This is a genomic window from uncultured Cellulomonas sp. (assembly GCF_963527515.1).
Lineage (GTDB): Bacteria > Actinomycetota > Actinomycetes > Actinomycetales > Cellulomonadaceae > Cellulomonas.
The window spans coordinates 1-14,846 of sequence record NZ_CAURTV010000003.1; the positions used below are offsets into that span (position 1 = coordinate 1).

12 protein-coding genes are annotated in these 14,846 nt (G+C 72.1%); 4 read left to right on the forward strand and 8 right to left on the reverse strand.

What is annotated here, in order from left to right; all coding sequences use genetic code 11:
- Positions 1-442, forward strand: a 442-nt coding sequence (locus tag RYN42_RS01475) for a M15 family metallopeptidase (protein WP_315093112.1), incomplete at its 5' end; no start/stop codon positions are given.
- A 4-nt stretch (positions 443-446) separates the two neighbouring features.
- On the opposite strand, the gene RYN42_RS01480 is transcribed toward RYN42_RS01475, so the two are convergent.
- The gene (locus tag RYN42_RS01480) at positions 447-842 is read right to left on the reverse strand and encodes a phage holin family protein (RefSeq protein ID WP_315093114.1); all 396 of its coding nucleotides are present in this window, start codon (positions 840-842) and stop codon (positions 447-449) included.
- A gap of 112 nt (positions 843-954) precedes the next feature.
- Here RYN42_RS01480 and RYN42_RS01485 point away from each other — a divergent pair, with 112 nt between their 5' ends.
- Together RYN42_RS01485 and RYN42_RS01490 are read left to right on the forward strand one after the other, a co-directional pair.
- On the forward strand, positions 955-3,435 hold the full coding sequence (locus RYN42_RS01485; protein ID WP_315093115.1) for a glycogen/starch/alpha-glucan phosphorylase: 2,481 nt from the start codon (positions 955-957) through the stop codon (positions 3,433-3,435).
- 120 nt (positions 3,436-3,555) lie between these two features.
- The gene (locus RYN42_RS01490; RefSeq protein ID WP_399552375.1) at positions 3,556-3,930 is read left to right on the forward strand and encodes a DUF5997 family protein; all 375 of its coding nucleotides are present in this window, start codon (positions 3,556-3,558) and stop codon (positions 3,928-3,930) included.
- Between the two features lie 3 nt (positions 3,931-3,933).
- Here RYN42_RS01490 and RYN42_RS01495 read toward each other — a convergent pair whose 3' ends face one another.
- The 5 genes from RYN42_RS01495 to RYN42_RS01515 all read right to left on the reverse strand — a co-directional run bounded on the left by RYN42_RS01495 (position 3,934) and on the right by RYN42_RS01515 (position 9,034).
- Positions 3,934-5,460, reverse strand: coding sequence for an APC family permease (locus RYN42_RS01495; RefSeq protein WP_315093117.1), 1,527 nt, complete (start codon positions 5,458-5,460; stop codon positions 3,934-3,936).
- Positions 5,461-5,729: 269 nt separating this feature from the next.
- On the reverse strand, positions 5,730-6,521 hold the full coding sequence (locus RYN42_RS01500) for a LysR substrate-binding domain-containing protein (RefSeq protein WP_315093118.1): 792 nt from the start codon (positions 6,519-6,521) through the stop codon (positions 5,730-5,732).
- Positions 6,518-7,258, reverse strand: coding sequence for a tRNA (guanosine(46)-N7)-methyltransferase TrmB (gene trmB / locus RYN42_RS01505; protein ID WP_315093119.1), 741 nt, complete (start codon positions 7,256-7,258; stop codon positions 6,518-6,520). The genes RYN42_RS01500 and trmB overlap by 4 nt, the downstream gene beginning before the upstream one ends.
- Before the next feature lie 11 nt (positions 7,259-7,269).
- Positions 7,270-8,055, reverse strand: coding sequence for a VOC family protein (locus RYN42_RS01510; protein WP_315093120.1), 786 nt, complete (start codon positions 8,053-8,055; stop codon positions 7,270-7,272).
- A gap of 46 nt (positions 8,056-8,101) precedes the next feature.
- Positions 8,102-9,034: an alpha/beta hydrolase gene (locus RYN42_RS01515; protein WP_315093121.1), complete on the reverse strand. Its 933-nt coding sequence runs from the start codon at positions 9,032-9,034 to the stop codon at positions 8,102-8,104.
- A 101-nt stretch (positions 9,035-9,135) separates the two neighbouring features.
- On the opposite strand from RYN42_RS01515, the gene clpB reads away from it, so the two are divergent.
- On the forward strand, positions 9,136-11,757 hold the full coding sequence (gene clpB / locus RYN42_RS01520) for an ATP-dependent chaperone ClpB (protein ID WP_315093122.1): 2,622 nt from the start codon (positions 9,136-9,138) through the stop codon (positions 11,755-11,757).
- A gap of 93 nt (positions 11,758-11,850) precedes the next feature.
- Here clpB and RYN42_RS01525 read toward each other — a convergent pair whose 3' ends face one another.
- The gene (locus RYN42_RS01525) at positions 11,851-13,563 is read right to left on the reverse strand and encodes a glycoside hydrolase family 3 N-terminal domain-containing protein (RefSeq protein WP_315093123.1); all 1,713 of its coding nucleotides are present in this window, start codon (positions 13,561-13,563) and stop codon (positions 11,851-11,853) included.
- The gene (locus tag RYN42_RS01530) at positions 13,563-14,846 is read right to left on the reverse strand and encodes an MFS transporter (protein ID WP_315093124.1); all 1,284 of its coding nucleotides are present in this window, start codon (positions 14,844-14,846) and stop codon (positions 13,563-13,565) included. The genes RYN42_RS01525 and RYN42_RS01530 overlap by 1 nt, the downstream gene beginning before the upstream one ends.

Below are 14,846 nucleotides of genomic sequence, written 5' to 3' on the forward strand. Positions count from 1 at the left end.
GGTGGCGCTCGTCGGGATCGCCGTCCACGCCCTGGGCGGCGACGCGGCGGCGGCGGGCGGCGTCGCGACCCGGCTGGACCCGGAGGTCGAGCGCAGGTTCGCCGCCGCCCAGGCGGCAGCGGCCGCGGAGGGGGTGCCGCTGACCATGACGTCCGGGTGGCGGTCCGCGGCGGAGCAGCAGGACCTGGTCGACGATGCCGTCGAGCGCTACGGGTCGCTGGAGGAGGCCCGCCGCTGGGTCCTGCCGCCGGAGACGTCCGCGCACGTGGACGGGACCGCGGTGGACGTGGGACCGACAGACGGTGCGCTGTGGCTCGGCGAGCACGGGTTCGAGCACGGCCTGTGCCGGACCTACGCCAACGAGATCTGGCACTTCGAGCTGCTCGCCGACGGCGCCGACCGGTGCCCGGACCTGCAGGCGGACTCCTCCAGCGGCTGGTGAGCGCTCAGGCGTCCGCGCGGCGCCTCTGCTGGACGCGGTTCCGCAGGAAGACCAGAGGGAGCAGGAGGGTGCCGAGCATGGTGACGATCCACACCACGAGCGACCCGAGCACCCACGCGTTCAGCCCGCGGATGGTCAGCCCCTCACCCACCAGGGTGGCGACGAACAGGGCGACGACCGTCGAGACGAGCCCGACTGCCCCGGTCAGCGCGGTGGCGTACCGGCGCGTCATCACCAGGAACCACGGGGTGAGGATGCTCTGCAGGACGGCGAACACCACGACCGCCACCAGGAACCCCGAGACGCCCACCGTGAAACCGTCGACGACGAGCGAGGCGATCCACAGGCCGAGGGCTGCGGACGCCAGGAAGATCAGCGCGCGGATGAGGAAGACCACCACCGTCTCACCCTAGGGACACGCCGCCCACGACCACCAGGGTGTGACCAGTCCGTTTGTTACGAGTAGTCGCACGGCTCGGTTCTCGCCGGAGTCGCCCGCTACCGTGGCAAGCGTGACGGAGAACTCGACACCCACGCCCATCGCCACGCCCGAGCACACGGTCGACGGTTTTGTCCGGGAGTTCCTGCGGGAGCTGAACTTCGGACAGGGCGCCGACCTGACTCGAGCGTCGGTCAACGACAAGTACCTCGCCATGGCCCGCACCGTGCGCCACTACCTCATGGTCCGGTGGATGGAGACGCTGCGGAAGCAGTACCAGATCCAGGCCAAGTCGGTGGCGTACCTGTCGGCGGAGTTCCTGCTGGGCCGGCAGCTGGACAACGCGCTGCTCGCCGCGGACCTCGACGAGGTCGTCGAGGAGGGGCTGGCGTCGTTGGGCATCGACCTGGCTGAGCTGCGCGAGGCGGAGGTCGAGCCCGGGCTCGGCAACGGCGGCCTCGGCCGGCTCGCGGCGTGCTTCATCGACTCCCTCGCGACGATGAACGTCCCGTGCATCGGCTACGGCATCCGGTACGAGTACGGCATCTTCCGCCAGACGTTCGTCGACGGCTGGCAGGTGGAGAAGCCCGACAACTGGCTGGCCCTGGGCTCGCCGTGGGAGTTCCCGCACCCCGAGTCGGCCGTCACGGTGGACTTCGGCGGGCACACCGAGCAGTACGTGGACGACGACGGCGTGACGCGGAGCCGCTGGGTGCCGGGCTGGAGCGTCCTGGGCATCCCGTACAACTACATGGTCCCCGGGTTCGAGAACGGCCGCGTGAACACGCTGCGCCTCTGGAGCGCCCGCGCCACCCGCGCGTTCGACCTGGAGATCTTCAACGCCGGCGACTACGCGCAGGCCGTCCGGGCGCAGACGTTCGCGGAGAACATCTCCAAGGTCCTCTACCCGGAGGACTCGACGCCGCAGGGCAAGGAGCTGCGCCTGCAGCAGCAGTACTTCTTCGTGGCGTGCTCGCTGCGCGACTTCCTGGACCAGGTGCTGCCGCACGACTTCGACCTGCGCAAGCTGCCCGAGCGCATCATTTTCCAGCTCAACGACACCCACCCCGTCATCGCGATCCCCGAGCTCATGCGGATCCTCGTGGACGAGCGCAAGTGGGAGTGGGACGACGCCTGGGCGGTCACCCAGAAGTGCTTCGCCTACACGTGCCACACCCTGCTGCCGGAGGCCCTCGAGGTCTGGCCGGTGGACCTGCTGGGCAAGCTGCTGCCGCGCCACCTCGAGATCATCTACAAGATCAACGAGGACTTCATGGAGGAGCTGCGGGAGGCCTACCCGGACGACGAGCTGCGCGTGCGCCGCATGTCGATCATCGCGGAGCACCCCGAGCGAGCCGTGCGGATGGCGTACCTGGCCACCGTCGCGGGCTCCAAGGTGAACGGCGTCGCCGCGCTGCACTCGCAGCTGCTCAAGGACAAGGTCCTGCACGACTTCTCGGACTACTTCCCGGACAAGTTCACCAACGTCACCAACGGCGTCACGCCGCGGCGGTTCGTGCGGCTGGCCAACCCCGGGCTCTCGGAGCTCGTCACGGCGGCGATCGGCGACGGCTGGGTCACGGACCTGGACCGGCTCAAGGAGCTGGAGCCGCTGGCCGAGGATGCCGAGTTCCGCCAGGCGTTCCGCGACGTCAAGCGTGCGAACAAGCTCCGGCTGGTCGACGTCCTGGCGGAGCGTGACGGGATCGCGTTCGACCCGGACACCATGCTGGACGTGATGGTCAAGCGGCTGCACGAGTACAAGCGGCAGACGCTCAAGCTCCTGCACATCGTCACCCTGTACGACCAGGTGACCTCAGGTGCCGTGAGCATCGACGACATCACGCCCCGGACCTTCGCGTTCGGCGCCAAGGCCGCGCCCGGCTACCGGATGGCCAAGCAGACGATCGGTCTGATCAACGCGGTCGGCCGGACCGTCAACAACGACCCGGCGCTCAAGGGCCGGCTCACCGTCGCCTTCCCGGCCAACTACAACGTCACGCTCGCAGAGAAGCTCATCCCCGCGGCGGACCTGTCGGAGCAGATCTCGCTGGCGGGCAAGGAGGCCTCGGGCACCGGGAACATGAAGTTCGCGCTCAACGGGGCGCTGACGATCGGCACCGACGACGGCGCGAACGTCGAGATCCGCGAGCTGGTGGGCGACGACAACTTCTTCCTGTTCGGGCTGACCGAGCCCGAGGTCGCCGACATCGTCGAGCGCGGCTACCACCCGACCTCGTACTACGAGGAGAACCGTTCGCTGCGGCACGCGCTGGACCTCATCGCCTCGGGCGCGTTCTCCGGCGGGGACCGGACCGTGTTCGAGCCGATCGTGTCCAACCTGCTGGCGGAGGACCGGTTCCTCGTGCTCGCGGACTACCAGGCGTACATCGATGCGCAGGCCCGGGTGGACGACGCCTACGCGGACACAGAGGCGTGGACGCGGTCGGCCGTGCTCAACGTGGCCCGGTCGGGCTTCTTCTCCTCCGACCGGTCGATGCGCGACTACATCGACAAGATCTGGCACACGCACCCGGTCCCGCCGGAACGCTGAGCCGCAGTGCACGCACAGCGTCCGAGGAAGTGGCTGCCCGAGCGCTCACTTCCTCGGACGCTGTGTCGTTCCCGCGGGGCCTACCCTTGAGGCGTGACACCGCCCAAGAAGTCCCAGGAGATGAAGGCGTCGACCGCCGCCGCCAAGCTCGACGTGTACCTGCCGGCGACGCCCGAGGACTTCCAGAACCGGATGATCACGCGCGACGAGCTGGCCGAGCTGCAGCGCACGCCGCCGCAGTGGCTGGTGGACCTGCGTCGCGACGGGCCGCACCCGCGCAGCGTGATCGCCGGGCGGCTGCGCATCTCGATCAGCGGGCTGGCCCGGGGCGGGATCACGGACCCGCTGACCACCGAGCAGATCGAGGCGCTCCAGGCCGAGCCGCCCACGTGGCTGGAGCGCGAGCGTCAGATCGCCGCCCAGGTCCGCCTGGAGGAGCGCCTGCAGGAGTCCCGCGAGGCCGACCGCCGGGCCGCCGCCGCACGCGAGAGCTGAGTCTCAGAGCCCGCCGCGCGGCGGGTCGAAGTCCGGCACGAGCACCGGGGTGTCGCGGTTGAGCGCCTCGCCGCGGAAGAACGGTCGCAGCGACGCCCGCGCGGCGCACGCCACCATCAGCGGCACGCCGAGCGCGAGCATGCCGACCCCGATGACGAACACGCCGCCGACCCCGCCGATGCTGGTGTACCCGTAGTCGGGGTCGAGCATGTCCCGCGCCGAGATGCCGAACGCCCACACCATCCCCGCGCCGCCGAGCAGCGGGAACAGGCCGCGCAGGAAGAAGTTGCGGACGCTGCGGAAGATCGACCGCCAGAAGTACGCGACACAGGCGAACGCGGTCACCGCGTAGTAGAACGCCACGGCGAGGCCGAGGGACGCGATCGAGTCGAACAGGGCGTCCTCGCTGAGCAGCTTGAGCACGATGTAGAAGACGCCGGCGGTGATCCCCATGACGAGCGTGGAGAACGACGGCGTCTTGAACACCGGGTGCACGCGCGCGAACTGCCCGGGCACCGCCTTGTAGACGGCCATCGCGAGCGTGCCGCGGGCGGTGGGCAGGATCGTCGTCTGGGTCGACGCCGTCGCCGACACCGCGATGACCAGCAGCAGGACGAACGCCATCACCGGACCCAGCAGCGGTCCGCCCAGCACGGTGACGACGTCGTCGATGTTGGCCTCGTTGTTCAGGCCGATCCCCGTGGTGCCGAACCCCGCGAACGCCTGCACGGCGACCGCCACCAGGCAGTAGGTGACCAGCAGGATGACCGTGGCCAGCACCGCGGCGCGCCCCGGCGTGCGCGCGAGGTCCTTGGTCTCCTCGTTGACGGCCAGGCACGCGTCCCAGCCCCAGTAGATGAACAGGCACAGGATCACGGCGGCCGCGATGGCCGACGACGACAGACCGGCCGGGCTGAACCACTCCCACCGCGGCAGCACGGCCTGCGCCCCCGCGGTGCCGCCGTACACCTTCCAGAGCGCCAGGATGCTCAGACCCCCGAGCACCAGGAACTGGAACACCACCAGCACGTTCTGCAGCCGCTCGCTGACCAGGATCCCGCGATAGCTCACCCACGTCATGGCCGCGATGAAGCCGACCCCGATGACCAGCACCGCGACGCGGTTCTCCGCCACCCCGTCCAGGCCGAACGCCCGCAGGAAGTAGACGGCGGCGACCTCCGCGACGTTGGCCAGCACGATGATCCCGGACACCGCCAGACCCCAGCCGCCCAGCCAGCCGACCCACGGCCCGAGCGCCTTGGTGCCCCACGTGAACGTGGTCCCGCAGTCCGGCATGACCGAGTTGAGCTCGCGGTACGCGATCGCGACCAGCAGCATCGGCACGAAGGCGATGAGGAACATGGCCGGCGACCGGTCACCGACGGCCAGCACCACGTAGCCCAGCGTGGCGGCCAGCGAGTACGCGGGAGCGGTGCTGGCGAGGCCGATGACGGTGTTGCCCCAGAGGCCCAGCGTGCCGGAGCTCAGCCCCTTCGCCGGTGCGGACTCGTCGGTCAGGGCGCTGCTCATCGGACCTCCCGGCTCACGGTGCGACGGTGCCCCCGGATCCGGACATTACTCCCACGGCCCCCCGGACCGGCCGCTTTCCCGGTCGCGCGCCCGGCACGAGAACAACGTGGGTGCCGTCATGGCCCGGTCAAGGGCCACCCAGGTTGTTCTCGCCCCGCGGGGGGTCGCCGAGAACAACGTGGCACGCGTCAACGGCCCGCTTGACGCGTCCCACGTTGTTCTCGTGGCCGGCCCCGCGGCCGTCGGGGGCGGGGGTCAGCGAAGAAGGGTCATCGAGGGCGGGGCTTGCGTGCGCGGGGCGCCGCGGAACCCTTGGCCGACGACCGACGTCCCGACGCGCCCTTCCCGGCCGCACTCTTGCCGGACCCGCCCGTGCCCTTGCCGGACCCGGCCGCGCTCTTGCCGGACCCGCCCGTGCCCTTGCCAGACCCGCGGGTCGTCGCGGGCGTCTGTTCCGGCTCCGGTGCGCCGCGGCCGCGCGACGAGGTCGCCGTGCGGCCGCGGACGATGCCGATGAACTCCTCGGTCAGCTCGTCGTACCGGTCGGTCACCCAGGCCAGTCCGACGGCGGACCCGGGGGCGTCCCGGACCACGCGCGCGGTCAGGCCGCGGCGCTGGTGCAGCCGGCCGAGCGACTGCGGCAGCACGAGCACCCCGACGCCGGCGGCGACCAGGTCGATCGCGTCGGCCGTCGTCGCCACCTCACCTCCCGCGAACGGGGTGCCCGGAGGGTCGGTCCAGTGCAGCTGGTCGTCGAGGGGGACCACCAGGGTCTCGTCGTCGAGGTCGGCGGCGTCCACCTGGTCGACCACCGTGACGACGTGGTCCTTGGGCACCACGACGACCGTGGCCTCGGTGTACAGGGGGATGGTGGACAGGTCGTCGCCGGCCGCGGGGAGGCGCACCAGGGCGACGTCGGCGCCGCCGGACCGCAGCACGTCGACCGCGTCGGTGGGCGTCGCGTGCACCAGCTCCACCGGCACGTCCCGCAGCCGCTCCTGCCACACGCGCAGCCAGCGGTCGGGGTTCACGCCGGGCACCAGCAGGATCCGGAACGTCATCGGACCCTCCGGAACACGACGTCGCGCACCTCGTGGCCGAGATCGATTCCCCGCTGCTCGAACTTGGTCACGGGCCGGTGCGCGGGACGGGGAGCGAAGCTCCGGGCAGTGTTCTCCAGCGACGGGTCGGCGGTGAGGGCCTCGAGCATGGCGTCGGCGTAGTCCACCCAGTCGGTCGCGCAGTGCAGGACGCCGCCGACCTGCAGTCGCGAGGTCAGCAGCGCCACGTGCGTCGGCTGCACCAGCCGGCGCTTGTGGTGGCGGGCCTTGGGCCACGGGTCGGGGAAGAACACGTGCACCGCGGCGAGCGACCGCTCGGGCAGCGCGCTGCGCACCAGGTCGAGGGCGTCGCCGTGCGCGATGCGGACGTTGGTCAGGCCCGCGCGGTCGAGCAGGCCGAGCAGGTGCGCGACGCCCGGCAGGTGCGCCTCGACGGCCAGGTAGTCGCGCGCGGGGTCGGCGGCGGCCATGGCCGCGGTGGTCTCACCCATCCCGGAGCCGATCTCCAGCACCAGCGGTGCCGACCGGCCGAACAGCGCGACCGTGTCCAGGGCACCGTCCGGCGTCACCGGAACCGGGGAGCCCGCGTCGTGCACGGAGAAGCCGAACCGCGGCCAGAGGTGCACCAGGGCGGCCTCCCGCTCGGGACCCAGCGGAGAGCGGCGCGGGTGGAACGTGCGCAGCGGCTCGTGCGGACGCGCGGCCTGCAGCCGGAACGCCTCGGACGGTGGGGTCATGAGGGTCCAGCCTAGGCGTCGCCGACCACGGGCCCCATCAGCGCGAAGACCTCGCCGAACGGTCCGGCGGCGATCGCCATCCGACCGAAGGGCGTGTCCGTGGCCGGGCTGACGACCGTGCCGCCCAGCTCGGTGACGCGTGCGACGGCGGCGTCCGTGTCGGTCACGCCGAAGTAGAGCGTCCAGGCGGCGGGGGCGTCGGCACCCGCCTGGGCGCCGTACCCGCCGACGCCGGCCAGGGCCGCGCCGCCCAGCGACACCGACGCGTAGGTGAAGCCGGGTGCGGACAGGTCCTCGACCTCGTACCCGAACACCCGCTGGTAGAACTCGAGGGCGCCGGGCTGGTCGTGCACCATCACCTCGGACCACACCACCGCGCCCGGCTCCTCGACCACGTCCCAGCCGGTGTGCTCGGCCGGCTGCCACACGCCGAACACGGCGCCGGCGGTGTCGACGAAGATCGCCATGCTGCCGAAGTCCATGATCGGCATCGGCGGGACCACCTCCTGGCCGCCCGCCTCCTTGATCGCCGCCGCGGTGGCCGCCAGGTCGTCGGCGGCCAGGTAGACGCACCAGGCCGGCGGCGGGGCGGGTTCGTCGCCCATGGGCTCGCCGAGGCCGACCACGCGGCGCCCGTCGACGAGCGCCTGGGTGTAGAACCCGAGCTCAGGGCCGCCCACCTCGAACTCCCACCCGAGCAGGGGGCCGTAGAACGCACGGGCGACGGCGACGTCCGGCACCGTGATGTCCGCCCAGGCCGGGGTGCCGGTGGGCCACGCCTCGCGATGTGTGGTCATGGGACACACCCAACACCGTGCCCCTGCCGGCCGCCATCGCTCGAGGTCAGGGCAGCCGGGCGTCCAGGAACGCGAGCACCTCGGCGACGTACGTGTCCCGGGCGGGCGTGGGGGACAGGGCCAGGTCGTGCGCTCCGCCGGGGATCTCGACGAACGTGACGTCGGGCCCGAGCAGGGGCGCGCGTTCCTTGATGTGCGCGACGTCCAGCACCGAGTCGGTGGTGAGCAGGGCGTCGTGCCAGGCGTCGTCGGGACCGGAGGCGTCGGAGGCCAGGACCAGCACCGGCACGTCGACGGCCAGGCCGCGGGCGACCCGCGCGTGCCCGCGACGGACGGCCCGGGCGAACCCGGCGCGGGCCGGGAAGCCGTCGTGCGGCTTCCACGCGAGGTCGTACGCCCACTCGCCGCCGGTGCCCTCGTGCAGCGCGCGCCCGTAGAACGGACCGATCTTGCCGACGACGAGGTCCGGGGCCACCCGCCCCACGCGGTCCAGCACGGCCGTGAAGACCCGGCGCTCGAACCACGAGCCGCGCAGGTCCAGCCACGGGCTGTTCAGCACCAGCGCGTCGACGAGGCCCTCGCCCCGGCGGGCGTCGGCCCACAAGGACGTGACGAGCCCGCCCATCGAGTGGCCCAGCAGGACCACCTGGTCGTGCTCGGCGCGGATGATCCGGATCGCGGCGTCGATGTCCTCCGCGTACGCACCCAGGTCGGTGATGTGGTTGGCCGGTCGGCCGTCGCGGATCGACCGCCCGTAGTCGCGCAGGTCGAGTGCGTAGACGTCGTACCCGTGGGCGGCCAGGGCGTCGGCGAACTGCGTCTGGAAGAAGTAGTCGACGAACCCGTGCACGTAGAGCAGGGCGCGGCGGCTGGCGGTGCCGGTGCGGTGGACGAGGGTCGCGACGGGGTCCGGGGTCCGGCCGTCGGGCCGCAGCGGGAGGGTCTGAGCGGTCCAGCCGGGCAGCACGTCGTCGTCCATGACGCCGATGGTGTCACGCAGGGTGCCGGAGAGACTTGAGCGGAATAGACTCAACTCTGGACGTCGTTGCGCCGAGCAGACACGACAACTCAGGAGGTCACGTGGACGCCAAGTTCACCACCCGGTCCCAGGAGGCCCTGGGCGACGCCATCCAGCAGGCGTCGGCCGCCGGCAACCCCCAGCTCGAGCCGGCCCACCTGCTCAACGCCCTGCTGCAGCAGGAGGGTGGGGTGTCCAACGGACTTCTCGACGCCGTCGGCGCGGACCGCGGTGCGCTCGGCCGTGCCGTCCGCGGGATGCTCGTGAACCTGCCGACCGCCAGCGGCTCGGCGGTCGCGCAGCCGTCGGCGTCCCGCGCCACGTCCACCGCGCTCGAGGCCGCGTCGTCGGAGGCGCGCTCGCTCGGGGACGACTACGTCTCCACCGAGCACCTGCTGCTCGGGCTCGCCACCGGCCAGTCCGGCGTCGCCGACGCCCTGCGCGCGCAGGGTGCCTCCCGTGACGCGCTCGCAGCGGCGCTGCCGGCGGTCCGCGGGTCCGCGCGCGTGACCAGCCCCAACCCGGAGGGCACGTACAAGGCGCTCGAGCAGTACGGCATGGACCTCACGCAGCGCGCCCGCGACGGCAAGCTCGACCCGGTGATCGGCCGCGACGCCGAGATCCGCCGCGTCGTGCAGGTGCTGTCCCGGCGCACCAAGAACAACCCCGTCCTCATCGGGGAGCCCGGCGTCGGCAAGACCGCCGTCGTCGAGGGCCTCGCGCAGCGGATCGTCGCCGGGGACGTCCCCGAGTCGCTGCGGGGCAAGAAGCTGGTCGCGCTCGACCTGGCCGCCATGGTGGCCGGCGCCAAGTACCGCGGCGAGTTCGAGGAGCGGCTCAAGGCCGTGCTTGCGGAGATCACCGGCTCGAACGGGCAGGTCGTCACCTTCATCGACGAGCTGCACACGGTCGTCGGTGCGGGTGCCGGGTCCGAGGGCGCCATGGACGCGGGCAACATGCTCAAGCCCATGCTGGCGCGCGGCGAGCTGCGCCTGGTGGGGGCGACGACGCTCGACGAGTACCGCGAGCGGATCGAGAAGGACCCCGCCCTGGAGCGCCGGTTCCAGCAGGTGTTCGTCGGCGAGCCGTCGGTCGAGGACACCGTGGCGATCCTGCGCGGGCTGAAGGAGCGGTACGAGGCGCACCACAAGGTGACCATCGCGGACTCCGCCCTGGTCGCCGCTGCCGCGCTGTCCGACCGCTACATCACCGGCCGCCAGCTCCCCGACAAGGCCATCGACCTGGTCGACGAGGCCGCCTCCCGCCTGCGCATGGAGCTCGACTCGTCGCCGATCGAGATCGACGAGCTGCAGCGCGCGGTGACCCGGCTCGAGATGGAGGAGGTCGTGCTCAGCGAGTCCGACGACCCCGCCTCGGCCGACCGCCTGGAGCGGCTGCGCAAGGACCTGGCCGACCGCCGTGAGGACCTCGCGTCCCTGACCGCGCGGTGGGAGAAGGAGAAGGCCGGGCACAACTTGGTCGGCGACCTCAAGGCCCGGCTGGACGCGCTGCGGTCCGACGCCGAGCGGCTCCTGCGCGAGGGCGACCTGGCCGGTGCCGCGCGCATCCAGTACGGCGAGCTTCCCGCCCTGCAGGAGCAGATCGCGCGTGCCGAAGCAGACGAGGAGTCCGCCGACGCCGCCCCGGACGGCCCGCCGATGATCGCCGACAAGGTCGGTCCCGACGAGGTCGCCGAGGTGGTCGCGCAGTGGACCGGCATCCCCGCCGGCCGGCTGCTCGAGGGCGAGACGGCCAAGCTGCTGCGCATGGAGGAGGTGCTCGGGGAGCGGCTCATCGGTCAGCGCCCGGCGGTCGCCGCTGTGTCGGACGCGGTCCGGCGCGCGCGTGCGGGCGTGTCCGACCCCGACCGCCCGACGGGCTCGTTCCTGTTCCTCGGTCCGACCGGCGTCGGCAAGACCGAGCTGGCCAAGGCGCTCGCGGACTTCCTGTTCGACGACGAGCGCGCGATGGTCCGCATCGACATGTCGGAGTACGCCGAGAAGCACTCGGTGGCCCGGCTGGTCGGCGCGCCCCCCGGGTACGTCGGGTACGAGGAGGGCGGTCAGCTGACCGAGGCCGTGCGGCGTCGGCCGTACTCGGTGGTCCTCCTGGACGAGGTGGAGAAGGCCCACCCCGAGGTGTTCGACGTGCTGCTGCAGGTGCTCGACGACGGGCGGCTCACCGACGGCCAGGGGCGCACGGTCGACTTCCGCAACGTGATCCTGGTGCTGACGTCGAACCTCGGCTCGCAGTTCCTGGTGGACCCGCTGCTGTCCGACGAGCAGAAGCGCGAGGCCGTCATGTCCGCGGTGCGGACCGCCTTCAAGCCGGAGTTCCTCAACCGGCTCGACGACGTCGTGCTCTTCGACCCGCTGTCGCTGGAGGAGCTCGGGCGCATCGTCGAGCTGCAGGTGGCTGCCCTGGCCCGACGCCTGAAGGACCGCCGGCTCGCGCTGGAGGTCTCCCCGGCCGCGCGCGAGTGGCTGGCGATCGAGGGCTTCGACCCCGCCTACGGTGCGCGCCCGCTGCGGCGGCTGGTGCAGCGGGAGATCGGCGACCGGCTGGCGCGCCAGATCCTGGCGGGCGAGATCAAGGACGGCGACGCGGTCGCGGTGGACCGCGGTGCGGACGGGCTCGTGGTCACGTCGGCCCGGGCAGGTGCACCTCCGGAGCGGGTCGGCTGACCTCGCGTGAAGACGTCGTCCTGCTGGGCGCGACGAAGTCTTCACGCGAGCGCCGAGCGCCGAGCGCCGAGCGCCGAGCGCCGGGCGCCGTCGTCAGAGCGCCAGACCGTGGCCGAACCGGAACAGCGGGTCGGCGGTGTCGAACGGGACGTCCTCGCGGGACGCCTCGACTGCGGCCATCGACCGCGGCAGGTCGAAGGGCAGCCGTCCCCGGGCAGCCCCTCGCAGGGCGTCGAGCAGCGGCCCGGTCCCGGCGCCGAAGTTCACGACGACCGCGGCGGCCCCCTCCACCAGCGGCGTGAGGATCGCCGGCCGGTCGAGGTAGACGTCGAGGATCGTCGGGACCTGCGCCGAGATGGCGTTCACCCGATCGACGAGCTCCGCCGGGAAGTCCAGCGAGCCGGCGTGGAAGAACGACTCGAACCCCGTCCCGCGCTGCTCGTAGGGCGCGTGCAGCCGCAGGATCGCGACGTCGGCGTCGGCGGGGTCGTCGACCGTGCCCTCGAACCCCTCGGCGTAGATCCGCAGGCCGGGCGCCAGCGGGAGGATGCCGTCGTTCGTCAGGACCGTCACGGCGGCCGACTGGGCGGCCAGACCGGCGGCCCGGAACTCGTCGGAGCCGACGACCAGGGACGCCGCGTCGACGTCCACGTAGCGCCGCTCGTCGAACAGCCCCAGCAGGAACTTCTCCCGCAGCAGCCGGCGCACGGAGGCGTCGATGCGCGCCTCGGTGATGCGGCCGTCCTGCACCAGTGACACCACGACCTCCGGGCACGCCTCGCCGCCCAGCTGGTCGGCGCCGGCGTCGAGGATGAGCGCGACGCGGTCCTCGACCGACAGGTGCTCCACCCCCCACGCCCGCGCGAGGAACGGCTGACCGAACACCTCCGCATCGGTCACCAGCCCCCAGTCGGTGCAGATGATCCCGTCGAAGCCGAGCTCGTCGCGGAGCAGGCCTGTCAGGATCGGCTTGTTGAAGCCGAAGCCGACCTCGGGCACGTCCGACAGGCCCACCGGCATGCCGTAGTACGGCATCATCTGCCGCGTCCCGGCCGCGAGGAGCGCCTTGAACGGCTCCAGGTGCTCGGCGAACCGTCCGCCGGGGTAGACCTGCTCGCGTCCGTAGGCGAAGTGGGGGTCCTCGCCGTCCTTCTGCGGACCTCCGCCGGGGAAGTGCTTGGTCATGGTCGAGACGCTGTCCGGGCCGAACACGGGTCCCTGGAACCCCCGCACGTACGCGGCGCCCATCTGGCCGGTGAGCCACGCGTCCTCCCCGAACGTGCCGTTGGCGCGTGCCCAGCGGGGCTCGGTCGCCAGGTCGACCTGCGGGTGCAGCGCCGTCCGCAGCCCGACCGCGAGGTACTCCTGACGCGCGATGTCGGCGTGCCGCTCGGTGAGGGCCTCGTCGCGCGTCGCCGCCAGCCCGAGCGTCTCCGGCCACTGCGAGAACGGGCCCGAGAGCAGGGCCGTCCCCGGGTTGTCGGTGAAGGCGTGCCGCGGGTCGGTGGCGATCGTGGCGGGGATGCCGAGCCGGGTCTGCTGGCACAGCGCCTGGAGCTCGTTGTGCCACTGCGCGATCTCCCGCGCGCCGCCCGGGACGCCGAGGAGGTTCCAGTGCGTCATGTGCCTGCCGTGCACGTACTCCTTCGCGGACGGCAGGCCGAAGACCGCGTCGCCCTCGTCGAGCGGGCCGATCGTGATCATGTGCTGGAACAGCTGGCCGGCCTTCTCCTGGAGCGTCATCCGCTCGAGCAGGTCCTCGACGCGGTCGTCGACTGGCCGCGTCGGATCCTCGTACGGGCGCATCAGCGGACGCCCTTGATCTTGTAGACCAGCGCCGCGCCGGCCAGGGCGACGACCGCGCCGAACAGGTACCAGGTGGGGTACTGCCCGATCGGCAGGTGGGCGCCGACGGCGAGGATGGCGGGGGCCATCGCGGGGGCGAGGGACTGCGGCAGCGCGTTGGCGATGTTGAGGACGCCGAGGTCCTTGGCCGTGTCCTCCTTGCTCGGCAGCACCTGCGTGGCCAGCGCGATGTCGACGGAGAAGAACGCACCGGCGCCGAGCCCGATGATCGCCTGGCCGAGGACGACCATCGCGATGGTCGGGGCGAACGCGAGCACGACGAGGCCGACCGCCATGATCGCGCCGGCGACGGCGACGAACGGGCGGCGCTTGCCGAACCGGTCGGACAGGATGCCGCCGACGGGGCTGGAGACGACCATGCCGACCACGGACGCGAACGTGGCCGTCAGGATGACGCCGGTGGCCTCCTGCTCGGAGAGGTCGAAGCGGCCGATCAGGTAGTACGGCAGGAACGTCGCGATGCCCGCGTAGCCGAACATCACCATGAACTTGGTGAGCCAGGTCCAGCCGAAGTCCGGGTGCTTGCGCGGGTTGAACACGAACGAGCCGAAGAACTGGCCGATGGTGAACCGCTGCGCGGGCGCCTCGTGCAGCCGGCGGTCGCGGAGCACCGCGGCGAGCAGCAACGAGAGGATCAGGCCGAGCGCGGCGGGGACGATGAACCGGGTGGCGTCCGCGGAGACCCGGTTGACGATCACGCTGCCGAGCAGGATGGCCAGCGGCGTCGCCATGCCCACGAGGCCGGACACCTTGCCGCGGCGCTCGACCGGCACCTGGTCCGGGATGGTCGCGTTGGCGGCGGCGAGCACCGCGTTGAACCCGGCCTGCGCCACGCACCACCCGACCAGCACGAGTGCGACGGACTGCGCGGTGCCGACGACGACGAGGGCCGCGGTGCCGACGATCGAGCCGCCGATGATCCAGGGTCGACGCATGCCGAGCCGGCTGGTGGTGCGGTCCGAGAGGCGGCCGGCCAACGGGTTGCAGACGAGGGCGAACAGGGCGCCGATGCCCATCACCATGCCGAGGGTGGCGGGGGCCGCCGCGCTGCCGACGAGGTGGTCGATCTTGAACGCCATCGACACCATCACCGGCGTCAGCAGGGCGACGAAGACGCCCAGGTTGGCGAACGCCAGGGAGGGCAGGTAGCTGCGGGGCTCGCGGGCGGTGGTGCCCAGGGGTGCCGCGCCGGTGGGCGGGGCCGTGTTCTGCGAGAGGGCCAT

Bases quoted from the DNA above. Each gene is read 5' to 3' on its own strand.
- RYN42_RS01495 (WP_315093117.1), bottom strand. From the start codon at position 5,460: ATGAGCAGCGCCCTGACCGACGAGTCCGCACCGGCGAAGGGGCTGAGC.
- RYN42_RS01530 (WP_315093124.1), bottom strand. From the start codon at position 14,846: ATGGCCCTCTCGCAGAACACGGCCCCGCCCACCGGCGCGGCACCCCTG.
- RYN42_RS01500 (WP_315093118.1), bottom strand. From the start codon at position 6,521: ATGACGTTCCGGATCCTGCTGGTGCCCGGCGTGAACCCCGACCGCTGG.
- RYN42_RS01525 (WP_315093123.1), bottom strand. From the start codon at position 13,563: ATGCGCCCGTACGAGGATCCGACGCGGCCAGTCGACGACCGCGTCGAG.
- RYN42_RS01515 (WP_315093121.1), bottom strand. From the start codon at position 9,034: ATGGACGACGACGTGCTGCCCGGCTGGACCGCTCAGACCCTCCCGCTG.
- RYN42_RS01490 (WP_399552375.1), top strand. From the start codon at position 3,556: ATGAAGGCGTCGACCGCCGCCGCCAAGCTCGACGTGTACCTGCCGGCG.
- RYN42_RS01510 (WP_315093120.1), bottom strand. From the start codon at position 8,055: ATGACCACACATCGCGAGGCGTGGCCCACCGGCACCCCGGCCTGGGCG.
- trmB (WP_315093119.1), bottom strand. From the start codon at position 7,258: ATGACCCCACCGTCCGAGGCGTTCCGGCTGCAGGCCGCGCGTCCGCAC.